General features: G+C 68.7%; 13 protein-coding genes. 4 read left to right on the top strand and 9 right to left on the bottom strand.

Features of this window, described 5'->3' with window-relative positions:
- Nucleotides 1-149: 149 nt before the first annotated feature.
- The 8 genes from CBI38_RS13960 to CBI38_RS13995 all read right to left on the bottom strand — a co-directional run bounded on the left by CBI38_RS13960 (nt 150) and on the right by CBI38_RS13995 (nt 8935).
- Complete coding sequence (locus CBI38_RS13960) at nt 150-1367, bottom strand: vWA domain-containing protein (protein ID WP_109329650.1); 1218 nt, start codon at nt 1365-1367, stop codon at nt 150-152.
- On the bottom strand, nt 1364-2005 hold the full coding sequence (locus CBI38_RS13965) for an SRPBCC family protein (RefSeq protein WP_109329652.1): 642 nt from the start codon (nt 2003-2005) through the stop codon (nt 1364-1366). The genes CBI38_RS13960 and CBI38_RS13965 overlap by 4 nt, the downstream gene beginning before the upstream one ends.
- 12 nt (nt 2006-2017) lie before the next feature.
- A complete protein-coding gene (locus tag CBI38_RS13970) occupies nt 2018-2905 on the bottom strand; it encodes an AAA family ATPase (RefSeq protein WP_109329654.1) in 888 nt (295 codons plus the stop codon).
- Nucleotides 2902-3795, bottom strand: coding sequence for an XdhC family protein (locus tag CBI38_RS13975; protein WP_109329656.1), 894 nt, complete (start codon nt 3793-3795; stop codon nt 2902-2904). The genes CBI38_RS13970 and CBI38_RS13975 overlap by 4 nt, the downstream gene beginning before the upstream one ends.
- A gap of 29 nt (nt 3796-3824) precedes the next feature.
- Nucleotides 3825-6227: an aerobic carbon-monoxide dehydrogenase large subunit gene (locus CBI38_RS13980; protein WP_109329658.1), complete on the bottom strand. Its 2403-nt coding sequence runs from the start codon at nt 6225-6227 to the stop codon at nt 3825-3827.
- The gene (locus tag CBI38_RS13985) at nt 6224-6808 is read right to left on the bottom strand and encodes a (2Fe-2S)-binding protein (RefSeq protein WP_109329659.1); all 585 of its coding nucleotides are present in this window, start codon (nt 6806-6808) and stop codon (nt 6224-6226) included. The genes CBI38_RS13980 and CBI38_RS13985 overlap by 4 nt, the downstream gene beginning before the upstream one ends.
- A gap of 2 nt (nt 6809-6810) precedes the next feature.
- The gene (locus CBI38_RS13990; RefSeq protein WP_005566273.1) at nt 6811-7716 is read right to left on the bottom strand and encodes an FAD binding domain-containing protein; all 906 of its coding nucleotides are present in this window, start codon (nt 7714-7716) and stop codon (nt 6811-6813) included.
- 76 nt (nt 7717-7792) lie between these two features.
- The gene (locus CBI38_RS13995) at nt 7793-8935 is read right to left on the bottom strand and encodes an XdhC family protein (RefSeq protein WP_162603217.1); all 1143 of its coding nucleotides are present in this window, start codon (nt 8933-8935) and stop codon (nt 7793-7795) included.
- Nucleotides 8936-9164: 229 nt separating this feature from the next.
- Between CBI38_RS13995 and CBI38_RS14000 the strand changes: the two genes are divergently transcribed.
- Entirely contained in the window at nt 9165-9824 is a 660-nt protein-coding gene (locus CBI38_RS14000; RefSeq protein WP_109329663.1) for a response regulator, read from the top strand.
- A 21-nt stretch (nt 9825-9845) separates the two neighbouring features.
- Here the strand turns inward: CBI38_RS14000 and CBI38_RS14005 are convergent, their stop codons facing one another.
- On the bottom strand, nt 9846-10463 hold the full coding sequence (locus tag CBI38_RS14005; protein ID WP_109329665.1) for a hypothetical protein: 618 nt from the start codon (nt 10461-10463) through the stop codon (nt 9846-9848).
- A 194-nt stretch (nt 10464-10657) separates the two neighbouring features.
- Here CBI38_RS14005 and CBI38_RS14010 point away from each other — a divergent pair, with 194 nt between their 5' ends.
- From CBI38_RS14010 to lnt, 3 genes are read left to right on the top strand one after another with little or no spacing between them, the layout of a single operon-like run.
- Complete coding sequence (locus CBI38_RS14010) at nt 10658-11164, top strand: FxsA family protein (protein ID WP_109329667.1); 507 nt, start codon at nt 10658-10660, stop codon at nt 11162-11164.
- 12 nt (nt 11165-11176) lie between these two features.
- Nucleotides 11177-12781, top strand: a complete 1605-nt coding sequence (locus CBI38_RS14015) for an amidohydrolase (RefSeq protein ID WP_109329669.1) — start codon at nt 11177-11179, stop codon at nt 12779-12781.
- Nucleotides 12771-14444, top strand: coding sequence for an apolipoprotein N-acyltransferase (gene lnt, locus CBI38_RS14020; protein ID WP_109329671.1), 1674 nt, complete (start codon nt 12771-12773; stop codon nt 14442-14444). Before CBI38_RS14015 ends, lnt begins: the two co-directional genes overlap by 11 nt.
- Nucleotides 14445-14535 lie beyond the last annotated feature (91 nt).

A 14535-nucleotide genomic window follows, 5' to 3' on the forward strand; every position in this document is an offset into this window, starting at 1 on the left:
GCACAGGGCTCAAGGTAACACCGCGGGTTGGGCGGGGTGGGCATCGGACACTCCCGAACGTGTTCGGCGTGCTCGCTGCCAGTGAGGCCCCTCTCGGGATGGGTCGCCGAAGACGGCGATGTCGAGGACGTCGGAGTTCGGTGGAGGCGTTATTCCGTCCCGCTGATCACGTCCAGCACGTCGCGGAGCGCGGACACGGAATGCGCGGGGAGGAAGGCATCGCAGAACGGCAGCGCGGCCGCCATCGATCCGGCGAGGGGTCGGAAGTCGGGGTCACTGGCGCGGGGGTTGAGCCACACCAGTCGGTGGGCGCGGCGACGGACCCTGGTGAGGGCATGCGCCAGGCGCTTAGGGTCGTCGCTGTCCCAACCGTCGGACGCGATGATCACGACTGCCCCGCGCAGCGCGTTGCCGTGCGGGGACGCCAGCAGTTCGCTCACGCTGCCCGCGATGTGGGTGCCACCGAATCTGTCGACCACCTTGTCGTTCGCCTTACGAACCGCGGTCTCGGCGCTGCGGTGGGCGAGGACGGGGGTGAGCCGCGTCAGCGACGTGGAGAACGCGAACACCTCCGGCCTGCCCGCGGTCTGCCGTTGCACCGCCGCGCGCATGAGATGGAGATAGATCGCAGCGTACGGCTGCATCGACCGGCTCACGTCGCACAGCATCACGATGCGCCGCGGACGGCTCCGGGCACGAGTCCGCACGAGAACCACCGGCTCCCAGCCCGTCGCTCTCGACCGGTTCATGGTTCCGCGCAGGTCGATACGCCGGCCGCGGCGATGCACTTCGCGACGCCGGGTGCGGCGGGACGGCCACGCGGCGGTGGCCTGTTCCAGCCAGGATCCGAGGAGCCGGAGGTCGCCGGCGTCGAATCGGGCGAAGGGCTCGTCGGCGCGCGCCACGAGCCTACTGGGCAGGGTGTCCGGCACGGTGGTGAGCGCGTCGCGAAAGTCGTTCTCGCCGCTGTCGTCGCCGCCGGTCATCATCGGTCGTGTCACCCACGGCACGCCCTCGACATCCTGCGCGTCACCGGGCCGGTCGCGACCGTGGCGGACACCGGCGAGGGCAGGCTCCCGTCCCGTATCGGATCGCCGCGCATGCGGGTCCACGGACAGCACGGTGTCCTCGAAGACCGCGGAGAACACCGCGTCGAACGGCGCGAGGTCGTCGACACGGTTGACGAGCGTCAGACGCGCCGACCAGTACAGCCGCGACCGCGAACTCGGCGGCGACAGTTGCAGCGCCTGCACGAACACCGCGGGGCCACTCGCCGAGACGACGACACCACGGGAGCGCAATCGGGCGACGAGTGCCACCGCGAACGCCGCGAGGTCGACGCCCCGCAGGACGCCCGACGCGCTCATCGCCTGCGGCGGCCCACCACGAGCACGACCACGATTCCCGCGAGGAGGGCGGCGAGAATCGGGGCGTACCGTTTCCACGCACCCGCACCGGACAGCGCCAGCAGGTCTAGCGGCGCCGGTTCCGCGGCAGGCCGGGCCACGGAAAGGTTCGTGGTGCCGGCCGCCTCGGGCTCGGCCGTGGGCTGGTCGGCGGGTCCCCCGGCGAGCTTCGCTTCCAGCGACTCCGCGAACTGCCCCATGAGTTTCTCCGACACCTGCTGGATCATTCCGCTGCCGAACTGCGCGAGTTTGCCGACGATCTTCATGTCGGTGTCCACGGTGACGCGGGTGCGGTCGCCGACCTCGTGCAACTGGGCGATGATCGTCGCGGACGCGTTGCCGGACCCGCGCGAGTCCCTCCCGCGGGCATCGATCACGGCGCGATGCTCCTTCGGGTCACGCTCGACGAAGGCGGCCTTGCCTTTGAACTCGCTGGTCACCGGGCCGACCTTGACCTTCACCTTCCCCAGGTAGTCGTCACCCTCCCGCCCTGTCATCTGAGCTCCGGGGAGCAGGGGAGCAACCTCCTCGAGGTCGCTGAGCACCTCCCAGGCCTGCTCGATCGGGGCGCTGACGGTGAACTCGTTGGCGATCTTCATGGCAGTTGCCTCTCATCCGGTGGCCAGGCCGTGCGCGTAGTCGGTGAATGCGTCCTGAACTATTGTGCGGTCGTCCGGGGTTTTCGCGAGGGCACTCAGGCTCTGGATCGCGTCGTCGCGCACCAGATCGGCCACTCCCAGCGCCGCGAGTGCGGACACCCAGTCGATCGTCTCGGCGATTCCGGGCGGCTTGTCGAGATCGAGTTCGCGGGCCCGGCCGACGAAGCGGGTGGCGTGCTCGATGAGGGGTGCCGTCGCCGCGGGGACCGTACGGCGCACGATGGCGGCCGCCCGGGCCGGCTCCGGATAGTCGATCCAGTGGTAGAGGCACCGCCTGCGCAGCGCGTCGTGGAGGTCGCGACTCCGGTTTGATGTCAGCACGACGACGGGGTGCTGTTCGGCCGTGAACGTTCCGAGTTCGGGTACGGTGACCGACGCCTCGCCCAGGAATTCGAGGAGGAGTGCCTCGAACTCGTCGTCGGCCCGGTCTATTTCGTCGATCAACAGTACGGGCGGGGTCGGTCCCCGATATCTCACGCAATGAAGGATCGGACGTTCCAGCAGGAACTCCTCGGTGAACAGGTCGTCCTCGGTGAGGCCGTCGCCCCGCGATTCGGCCAGCCGGATGGTGAGCAACTGCCGCTGGTAGTTCCAGTCGTAGAGGGCTTCGTTCGCGGTGAGGCCCTCGTAGCACTGCAACCGGATCAAAGGGGCGCCGAGGACGGTCGCGAGAGCCTTCGCCGCGGTGGTCTTGCCGACTCCGGGTTCGCCTTCGAGCAGGAGCGGGCGGCGCAGGGCCGCCGCGAGATACAGGGCCGACGCGGTTCCGAAGTCCAGGAGGTAGTCCTCGGCATCGAAGCGCCGGACCACGTCCGCCACGTCCTCGAATGCCGCCGTCATACCGCTCCCGTCTCCTGCGCGAACGATGCCCGGCAACCCGGCCCGCAGAACCAGAAGTCGTCGCCGCCGCGCCGTAGGTGGGCGGTGTCCCGCCCCACGACGACGCGCATCCCGCATACGGGATCGATCACCTCCGTCACCGCCGCTCGCGGAATCGAATCATCTTCGGGCGCGCGAAGTCCCGCGGTGCGCAGTTCCTGCACCAACTCAGCCGCGATCGACACCGCGATCTCCGCCGACGTCCGCGCCCCGATGTCGAGACCGACGGGGGTGTGCACCCGCGCCCGTTCGGATTCGGTCAGCCCCAGAGTGTCGAGGATCGCCCCACCGCGTGTTCGGCTGGCGACGAGCCCGACATACCCGACCCCGGCGTCGAGCGCCGCACGGATGACCTCCGCTTCGGGTCCGCCGTGACCGGCGAGCACCACCGCCGTCGTGCCGGAGAACTGCTCGAAACCGGCGTCGTCGTGCTCGACGGTGAATCCCAGCAGTTCCGCTATGCCCCCCAACGCCTGCGCGATCGGAGTGGTGCCGAAGATCCGCACCAACGGGGGTGGCAGTTGCGGCTCCAGGAAGATCTCCATGGCACCGCCGGACAGGCACGGATTCACCACGACGGACGCGCCCGGAGTCTCCGGGAATTGCACCGCCCCGTCGGGAAGGACCCGCAACAGCACGCTCTCGTTGGTCGCCAGCGCGCCCAAGGCGGCCGTGCGCACCGAATTCTGCGCGCACTGACCGCCGACGAACCCCTCGATCGTCCCGTCCTGCAGGAGGATCGCCTCGTCGCCGGAATGACTGGATGTGGGCGGCTGCGCCCGCACCACGGTCGCATGGACGAACGGCCTGCGGTCGCGCGCCAGTTGCGCCGCACGCTCTTTCAGATCCATCGGGCCTCCTCGCAGCCGACGGGCGACATTCAGATCGGGGGTGTCGCGCGGCCCTGCATGGCCTCCCACACCCGGGACGGGGTGAGCGGCATGTCGGCGTGCCGTACACCGAACGGTGCGAGCGCATCCACGACGGCGTTCACCACGGCCGCGGGCGATCCGACCGTCGCGGACTCGCCGATGCCCTTGGCACCGATCGGGTGGTGGGGTGACGGGGTGACGGTGAAACCGGTCTCGAGCTTCGGGACCTCGAGCGCGGTGGGGATCAGGTAGTCCATCAGTGATCCGCCGAGGCAGTTGCCGTCCTCGTCGAACTCGATGATCTGCATGAGCGCCATACCGATGCCGTCGACGATGCCGCCGTGAACCTGCCCCTCGATGATCATCGGGTTGATGCGCGTGCCGCAGTCGTCGACGGCGAGGAACCGCCGCACCTTCACCACCGCGGTGCCGGGATCGACGTCGACGACGCAGAAGTACGCGCCGTAGGGGTACGTCAGATTCTCGGGGTTGTAGCAGATCTGTGCGTCGAGTCCGCCCTCGATTCCCTCCGGCAGGTCGCCGGCGCCGTGCGCCCGCATCGCGATGTCCTGGATGGTCACCTTCGCCGAGGGATCGCCCTTCACATGGAATTCGCCCTTCTCCCATTCCAGATCCGCGACCGAGGCCTCGAGCATGCCCGAGGCGATGATCTTCGCCTTGTCCCTGACCTTGCGGGCCACCAGCGCCGCGGCCGCCCCCGACACCGGTGTCGACCGGCTGCCGTACGTGCCGAGCCCGAACGGCGTGTTGTCGGTGTCGCCGTGCACGACGTCGATGTCGTCCGGTGGGATCCCCAGTTCCTCCGCCACGATCTGCGCGAACGTCGTCTCGTGACCCTGCCCCTGGGTCTGCACCGACAACCGCACGACGGCTTTGCCCGTCGGGTGGACGCGCAGTTCGCAGCCGTCGGCCATGCCCAGACCGAGGATGTCCATGTCCTTCCGGGGACCGGCACCGACGGCCTCGGTGAAGAACGACATGCCGATTCCCATCAGCTCGCCGCGTTCGCGGCGTTCCTTCTGCTCCTCGCGCAACTGCTGGTAGCCGATCATGTCCATGGCCTTGCGCATGGTCGTCTCGTAGTCGCCCGAGTCGTACACCCACCCGGTCTTGCTGGTGTACGGGAACTGTTCCGGTCTCAGCAGATTCTTCAGCCGCAGTTCCGCCGGATCCATCTTCAGATCGAACGCCAGGCAGTCGACGAGCCGCTCGACCAGATACACGGCCTCGGTGATGCGGAACGAGCAGGCGTACGCCACCCCGCCGGGCGCCTTGTTCGTGTAGACCGCCGTCATCGCGCAGTGCGCGGCCTCGATGTCGTAGCTGCCGGTGAAGACGCCGAAGAAACCGGCCGGATACTTCACCGGGGCCGCAGTGCCGTTGAACGCACCGTGGTCGGCCAGCACCTTCGTGCGGATCGCGAGCATCTTGCCCTCTGCGGTCGCCGCGATCTCGCCGACCATGATGTAGTCGCGGGCGAAGCCTGTGCTCATCAGGTTCTCGCTGCGATCCTCCATCCACTTCACCGGTTTGCCCGTCACGAGCGACGCCACGATGGCACACACGTATCCCGGGTAGATCGGGACCTTGTTGCCGAATCCCCCGCCGATGTCCGGGGACACCACCCGGATCTTGTGCTCCGGGATCCCCGAGACCAGGGCGTAGACCGTCCGGTGCGCGTGCGGTGCCTGCGACGTGGTGTACAGGGTGAGCTTGCCGGACACCTTGTCGACGTCGGCGATCGCACCGCACGTCTCCATCGGCGCCGGATGCACCCTGGGGTAGACGATCTCCTGCTTCACCACCACGTCCGCCTTTGCGAACACGGCCTCGGTCGCGGCGGCATCGCCTGTCTCCCAGTCGAAGCAGTGATTGTCCGTCTTGCCCTCGAGGTCGTCGCGGATCACCGGCGCGTCGGGCGAGAGTGCGGCGCGCGCGTCGACGACGGGATCGAGCATGTCGTATTCGACGTCGATCAGTTCCAGCGCGTCCCGGGCCGAATAACGGTCCTCGGCGATGACGAACGCCACCTCCTGGCCTTGGAAACGCACCTTGTCGGTGGCCAGCACGGCCTGCACGTCGTTGGACAGCGTCGGCATCCAGGCGAGGTTCTTCGCGGCGAGGTCGGCGCCCGTCACCACTGCCGTCACCTTCGGGTGTTCCTGTGCGGCAGTGGTATCGATGCTCACGATCCGTGCGTGCGCGACCGGTGACCGCAGGATCGCCAGGTGCAGCATGCCGGGTAATGTGATGTCGTCGACGTAATTCCCGAGCCCCCGGATGAAGCGGGGATCCTCCTTGCGGAGCATGCGGCCGTGGCCACAGGGTTTCTTGTCGTTGTCGATGATTTCGGCGTCGCCCGACGGCGGACGCGATTCGACGGTGGTCATGACTTACTTCCCGTGGTCGCGTGTTCCTCGACTGTCATCGGTGCGCCCTCGGCGCCCCGCGTCTTGTCCTCCTGGACCTCCGCGTCGAAGTCGCCGGCCGGTTCCGGCTCGGCGGCCTCGCCCGCCCGATGGTCCGCCGCCCACTGGATCGAGCGCACGATCGTCGTGTACCCGGTGCAGCGGCAGATCTGCCCGGAGATCGCTTCCCGGATGGTGGCCTCGTCGGGGCTCTCCTCCCGGTCGAGCAGTGCCCGCGCCGTCATCATCATGCCGGGGGTGCAGAACCCGCACTGCAGTCCGTGGCACTGCATGAAGCCCTGCTGGACGGGATCGAGTTCGCCGTCGTGTTCGAGGCCCTCGACCGTGCGAACGTCGTGTCCGCTCGCCATCGCGGCGAGCATCGTGCACGACTTCACCGGATCGCCGTCCACGGTGACGACGCACGTGCCGCAGTTGCTGGTGTCGCAGCCCCAGTGGGTTCCGGTCAGGCCGAGCTGGTCGCGGAGGAAATGGACCAGCAGCATGCGCGGTTCCACCTCGGCGCTCACTGCTTCACCGTTGACGGTCATGTTCACCTGCATGGCTATGCCTCTTCTCCGGTCGGCTCGTGCTCCACGTCACTGCGGAGCACCCGGTCGACCGCTGTACGGAGTGTGCGGATCGTGAGTTCGGATGCGAGATGGCGTTTGTAGTCGACGGTGCCGCGGGCGTCGGCGACGGGTTCGCAGGCCTGCGCGGCCATCCGCCCGGCCTGGGCGAACGCCTCCTCGGACGGGGGACGTCCGGTCAGGTAGTCGGCGACATCCGAGAGTCCGGACGGATCCGGGTTGACCGCCGTGAGGCCGACCGCTGCCCGGGCGATCTCGCCGCCCTCCACCGTGACGGCCGCTCCGGCCGCGGTGACCGCCCAATCCCCGGTCCGCCGTTCGACCTTGGCGTACGCGCTGGAGCTGTGGCCGTGGACGGGTATCACGATCTCGATGAGCATCTCGTTGTGTGCGAGCGCCGTCTCGTACGGCCCGACGAGGAACTCGGACATGGGGATCTCGCGGCGTCCGCCGGGCCCACGCACCACGCAGGTGGCGTCGAGAACAGAGCAGACAGTGGTGAGGTCCTCGGCCGGATCCGCCTGGCACAGCGATCCGCCGATGGTCCCGCGGTTGCGGACCACCGGGTCGGCGATCACCTTCTCCGCGTCGCGGAAGAGGGGGAACGCCGCCGCGAGTTCGTCCGATTCGAGCAGCCGGCGGTGCCGTGTCATCGCACCGATCCGCAGCCTCGACCGCTCGGTCGTGATGTAGCCGAGTTCGCCCTCGAGATCGTTGATGTCGATGAGGTACTCGGGATTGGCGAGGCGAAGTTTCATCATGGGGAGCAGGCTGTGGCCGCCTGCGACGAGGCGGGCTTCGTCGCCCAGCCGGTCGAGCAGGGCGATGGCGTCCTCGACGCCCGTTGCACGCTCGTATTCGAAGGATCCTGGTACTTGCATTGTGACCTACCTCACAAATGTGGATCCTCTCAGCCTGCGCAGGAACCGGTGGTCCGTCAACCCCGGGTGAACCGCCCTAGTCGACGGAGGAATCGACGGGTTCCTCGTGGTGGATCCGGCCGCTCGACTCAGCCAGCGGGCGCCCCGTGCCACCCCACCGGCGGGCGATGATCTCGGCGGCGATGGACACCGCAGTCTCCTCGGGTGTCCGGGCGCCGATGTCCAGGCCGATGGGGCTCGACAGCCGGTCGAGTTCGGTGTCGGTCAGACCGGCCTCACGTAGGCGTTCACGCCGGTCCAGGTCCGTTCTGCGGGAGCCCATGGCGCCGATGAACGCGACGTCCGGGAGGCGCAGCGCCGTCTCGAGGAGGGGAACGTCGAACTTGGGGTCGTGGGTGAGCACGCAGATCACGGTCCGGCCGTCGATGGCCTGCGCCTCGGCCTGCGCAGCGAGATACCGGTGAGGCCAGTCCACCACCACCTCGTCGGCCGTCGGGAACCGCGCGTGTGTCGCAAACACCGGACGGGCGTCGCAGACCGTAACCCGGTATCCCATGAAGGCGCCCTGCCGGGCCACCGCAGCGGCGAAGTCGATGGCCCCGAACACGAGCATGCGCGGCCTCGGCGCGTAGCTGGCGACGAACACTTCCATGCCCTCGCCGCGACGCTCACCGTCGGTGCCATACGTCAGCACCGTGCTGGCGCCCGCCGCGAGGAGACCCCGCGCGTCGTCGGTCACCGCGGAATCGGCTCGGTCGGAGCCGAGTGAACCGCTCACGTTCTCGGGCCGGACGACCAGACGTCGCCCCACACGAGGGGCATCGGGATGCGCGACAACGGTGGCCACGGCGACCGGTTGGTGATTGTCGATGTCCTGGGCGATCTCACTGAGCTCGGGGAAAGTGTTGCGCGACACCGGTTCGACGAAAATGTCGATGATTCCACCACAGGTGAGACCCACCTCGAACGCGTTCTCGTCGCTGATCCCGTACCGCTGCAGCACCGGCGTGCCGGACGCCGTGACCTCGCATGCAAGTTCGTAGACCGCTCCCTCGACACACCCGCCGGACACCGAGCCGGACGCAGTGCCATCGGGTGCCACGACCATCGATGCCCCCGGCGGTCGCGGAGCGGAGCGGAATGTGCGGACCACGGTTCCGACACCCGCTGTCCCGCCGGCGGTCCACACCGCCATCAGGTCCGCCAGCACCTCGCGCATCAGCACCCTTCCCGCTCGAGTCCGGACGTGTGATAGACGCTCACTACAGCCTATTCCGCCGAGGCGGGTTTGGTCCGGAGAGCGAACCTTCGGCCGTGCGAGCCTGACGACACTCTCGCGGCCTCAGGTGCCTGCTGGGTTGTTGCGGCAGTCGGAATTCCCGGCCAAGACCACAGGCGCCGCATTTGTGGATCCGCAACGCGGGGCGGGGCGGTGCTAGGTTGGCGCTGTGCCGATCACCGTGCTACTCGTGGACGACCAGGAATTGATGCGTATGGGCCTCAATATGGTGCTCGACGCGCAGGACGACATCGTGGTGGTCGGCGAGGCCGGCGACGGGGCGGCCGCGGTGGCGGCGGTCCGTAAACTCGAACCCGATGTGGTGCTGATGGATGTGCGCATGCCGGTGGTGGACGGGGTCAGTGCGACGGCGCAGATACTCGAATCCGGGGTCGCCAGCCGCGTACTCGTCATGACGACGTTCGACCTCGACGAGCACGCGATGGGGGCGTTGCGGGCGGGGGCCAGTGGTTTCCTGCTCAAGGACACCCCCTCGGAGGACCTGGTGTCGGCCATCCGCAGTGTGGCGGCAGGAGATGCTGTGGTGTCGCCGAAGGTGACGCGGCGACTGCTGGCCCGTTTCCTCGACGACGGCCCGGCTCCGCGCCGCGACCCGGCGGTACTGGACGTGCTGACCGAGCGGGAACGGGAAGTGCTGCAGCTGGTCGCCACCGGATTGTCGAACACGGAGATCGCGGAAAGTCTGTTCCTGTCCGAGTCGACGGTGAAGTCGCACATCGGCCGGATACTCACCAAATTGAATGTCCGGGACCGCGTGCAGGCGGTGGTCCTGGCCTACGAGACGGGCCTGGTGCGGCCCGGCTCGTAGGCTCGTCCGCCGCCGTGACGGTCAGGACGTGAACGTGCCGACGGTCGGGACCACCGTGCAGTTGACGTCGCCGGGATAGCTCACGGTGCCGAACATCGTGCCGAGTACCGTGCCCGCACCCGTGTCGACGATCTTCGACAGCAGCGGGGTGTTGATGATGGGCAGCCGGTCGTCGAGTTTCACGATCCCGCCCTGGAAGGTGTTGAGGTTGATCCAGGCAACGCTGAGGTCGGAGGACTGCGGTATCGCCACGTAGGCGGGAATTGCTTGGAACCGCAGCTGGCCGGCGGTGATCGGGGGAAAGAGATTCGGTCCTGCCTGAGCGCTTGCCAGGGTGACGGTCGCCGGCTCGTCGGCGACACCGCATCCCAGGGTGGGGGACGGGTACATGAAATCCTGCGGAGTGGTGAGCCCGAGTTCGAGCACGTCCTTCGGGACGAAGACGCTGGCGCCAAGGAGTTGGTTCACCGCGTTACTCGCCACCGGCGACATCTCGGCGGCCAGCGCCTGCAGCTCCCCGATGCCCCGAGCCGCATCGGGAAGGGGCTGGGCCGAGGCGGGCGAGGTCGACAACGTGCAGGCGACAGCGGCCGATGCCAAGACCATCGTGGCACGGCGGAACAGGGTGGACCGGAACATAGCGGCTCCTTGTTGTGCGCGGGATCGGAAGATCCCCCATCCGAGAGAACTGCATCACGACGTAACTCTCAATGTCAACTTTAGGGTTAGATTGTGAGCGGTTCGAGATCTGTGCCGGGAGAAATCTGGGCTCCTCGAACGTTGAACGGACAGACGGCCAGAGTGTCGGTATCCGCCGTTCGAAAGGGGGCGTCATGTACGCCGCAATGTTTCTGCTCTACGTGGTGGTGGAGATCGCCGCACTCATCTGGGTGGGCGGCACGATCGGCGTGCTCTGGACAGCCTGCCTCTTCCTCGGTGGATCGCTCGTCGGACTGATGCTGATGCGCTCGCAGTGGCGCCGGGTGATCCAGGGGCTGCGCGCAGCCGCAGGCGGCAAGGGGTCGCCGGGTGCGGCGGTAGCGGACGGCGCCCTCGTGGCGGTCGGTTCGGCGCTGATGGTGGTGCCCGGGCTCGTCACCTCACTTCTCGGGCTGCTTCTGCTGATCCCGCCCACCCGATGGCTGCTTCGGCCCGTGGTCGTGCTGGTTGCCGGCAAGCGCGCCGCCGTCGTCGCGGCCGGCGCCGAGGCCTTCGCGCGGGCCCCACGTCGAGGCAGCGGTGAAGTGATCGAAGGTGAGGTGGTGCACGACGTGTTCGACGGTGAGGTAGTCGATCCGCAACCTCGAACCCCGACCCGTGATCCACGCCTTCTGCCCTAGCAGGCACACTAGGTGCCCGTGACTACCCAACTGCTGGTCGGCGGCCGAATCTACAGTTCCTTTGCACCAGACGCCACGTCGATGGCAGTGACCGACGGAACCGTCGTGTGGGTCGGCGACGACCGCGCAGCCCGCGCACTGCACCCGGACGCCGAGATCGTGGACCTGGACGGCGCGTTCGTCACTCCGGCGTTCGTCGACACCCACGTCCACGTGACCGCCCTGGGGCTGAACATCGTGGGCCTCGACCTGGTCGGTGTCGGCTCGCTGCGCGAGTGCCTCGACCGGTTGCAGTCCTTTGCACGCACCCACGACGACGCCGTCATCTGGGGGCACGGCTGGGACGACTCGAACTGGCCGGAGGGCGCCGGCCCCACCACGGCGCAGCTGGACGAGGCCGCGCCGAGCCGCCCGGTGTACCTTTCGCGGATCGATGTTCACTCCGCGGTGTGCTCCACTGCGCTGCGGCAGCTGGTCCCCGATGTGAACGGAACCGCGGGCTACTCTCCGGACGGACCGCTGACCTTCGAGGCGCACCACGCCGCCCGCACGGTCGCCCGGTCCCTGCTGACGGAACGGCAGCGGGCAGTCGCCCGCGCCGCAGCGCTCGACGCCATTGCCGCCCGCGGAATCGTCGCGGTGCACGAGTGTGGCGGTCCGGACATCGCCGGACTGGACGACTTCCGCGAATTGTTGTCCACCTCCAACGCAGTGGAGGTGCGAGGTTACTGGGGGCAGGCAGTCTCCGACGTCGAGGAGGCTCGGAAACTCCTGCAGGACACGGGCGCTCACGCTCTCGGCGGCGACCTGTTCATCGATGGCTCCATCGGGTCTCACACCGCGTGGCTCCGCGAACCCTACGCCGATGCGCCCGGCACCACCGGGAAGAGCTACCTCACCGTCGACGAGATCGCGGCCCACCTCCGGGCCTGCACGATCGCCGGCATTCAGGCGGGCTTCCACGTGATCGGCGACGCCGCAGTCCGGGCCGCGGTCGATGCCCTCGCGCTGGTAGCCGGCGAACTCGGCGGACCCGCCGTCGCCGCGGCCGGACACCGGCTCGAGCACGCCGAGATGATGAGCACCGAAGACGCGGCCCGCCTCGCGACCTGGGGTGTGATCGCCAGCGTGCAGCCCGCGTTCGACGCCCTGTGGGGTGGGACGAACGGTCTCTACGCACAGCGTCTCGGCCGCGACCGGGCCATCACCTTGAACCCGTTCTCCGCGGCCGCGTCCGCCGGAGTGTCGCTGGCGCTGAGTTCCGACGCTCCCGTGACCCCGGTCGAACCGTGGGCGATGGTCCGTGCGGCAGTCCAGCACCGGACACCGGGAAGCGGCATCTCGCCGCGTGCCGCGTTCTCCGCGGCCACTCGTGGGGCCTGGCGGGCCGGCGGGGTCCGGGACGGGCTGGCGGGCACCCTCAACCCGGGCGCCCCGGCGTCGTATGCGGTGTGGGATGCCGGGGAGCTGGTGGTCAGCGCCCCCCAGGATTCCGTCCAGCGGTGGTCGACCGATCCGCGGTCCCGGGTGCCCGCCCTGCCGCGACTCGACGAAGACGCACCCACGCCGGTGCTGCTGCGTTCGGTGCACCGGGGGAGCATCGTCCATGAGCGCTGACGAGGCCGTGCCCGGCCGGTCGACTGGCGTTCGCGGGCTGGTGTCGCGTGCCCTCGTGTCCGTGGCCGCCGGGTTTCTGATCTTCGCCGGATTTCCTCCCCGGCCGCTGTGGTTCCTGGCACCGGTCGGTATCGCACTGCTCGTCCTGGTTCTCACCGGCGCGGGCGGGCCGGCGCCGCGACTCCGCGCCGGCTTCGGCTACGGGTATCTGGCGGGTCTGGGCTTCCTGGTACCGCTGTTGCCGTGGATCGGTGTGTTCGTCGGCGCCCTGCCGTGGCTGGCGCTCGCGGCCGTCGAGGCGGTGTTCGTGGGCCTGTTCGGGGTGGTGGCCGTCCTCGTGTCCCGGTTGCGCTGGGCGCCCCTGTGGATCGCGGCCGGCTGGTCACTCACCGAATGGTTGCGTGCCAGCGTCCCGTTCGGCGGTTTCCCTTGGGGCAGGCTCGCTTTCGGGCAGTCGGAGGGATGGCTACTGCCGTTGGCGAGTCTCGGCGGCGCCCCACTGCTCAGCTTCGGGGTGGCCCTGACGGGCGCCGGACTGGCCTCCGCCGCCGTGACGGTGTGGGCTCGGGCGCACGGCGCGGCGGACTGGAAGCGACCTCTTGCCGGCGGTCTGGCCGCGGCCCTCGCTGCCACGGTGCTGTCGGTGGCGTTGGCGCCGGCGCTCGCCGACATGGGGTCGGGGGACCGGACGATCACCGTCGCGGCAATCCAGGGGAGCGTGCCCAAACTGGGGCTCGACTTCAACGACCAACGCAAACGGGTCCTCGACAATCACGTGCGGCGCACCCTCCAACTGGCCGACGAGGTGGCCGCGGGGGCGGTGCCGCAACCGGATGTCGTCGTCTGGCCGGAGAACGCGTCCGATATCGATCCGCTGCGTAACGCGGACGCGGCCGCGGACATCTCCCGCGCGTCCGACGCGATCGGCGCGCCGATCCTGGTGGGTGCGGTGCTGGTCAACGCCGACCGCACCACGACCAATTCGGTGATCGTCTGGGACGGCGACGAGGGACCGGGCGAACGACACGACAAACGCATCATCCAACCGTTCGGCGAGTACCTGCCCTACCGCGACTTCTTCCGGCACTTCTCCTCCTACGCCGACCGGGCCGGCAACTTCGTACCCGGCGGTGGGGACGGCGTCGTCCACGCGAACGGTGTCACCGTCGGGGTCGCCACCTGTTATGAAGTGGCGTTCGATCGGGCCTTCGAGGGGTCGGTGCGGGCCGGCGCGGAACTGCTCGCCGTTCCGACGAACAACGCCACCTTCGGCGATACCGAGATGACGTATCAGCAACTCGCCATGTCGAAGGTGCGGGCCGTCGAGCACGGGCGGGCGGTGGTGGTCGCTGCCACCAGCGGTGTCAGTGCGATCATCGCGCCGGACGGCTCCACCGTGGAACAGACGTCACTGTTCGTGCCCGCCGCCCTGGTGTCGGAGGTGCCGCTGCGGACCCAGCTGACTCCGGCGAGTCGCCTCGGGCCTCTGCCGGAGGTCCTACTCTGCATCGCCGCCGCCGCTGCGGTCGTGGCCGCTCTGGTGCCGCGCCGACGATCCGCCCGCCCACCATCAGGCAAAATGCGGGCTGTTCCAGAATGTGGAATGGGTGAAACGCTTCGAACCGGAGGCCCGATAGGGAACCCGAGGCGTACTCCTGAGTAAGGTTTGGAAAATTCCCAGGGTCGCCGGTCACTGTCGGGTGGTGACGGGGTGGTTCGTCCGCCCGCCGAGATGAGAAACGGGGGGTGGACGG

Source organism: Rhodococcus oxybenzonivorans (genome assembly GCF_003130705.1).
GTDB classification, from domain to species: Bacteria; Actinomycetota; Actinomycetes; order Mycobacteriales; family Mycobacteriaceae; genus Rhodococcus_F; species Rhodococcus_F oxybenzonivorans.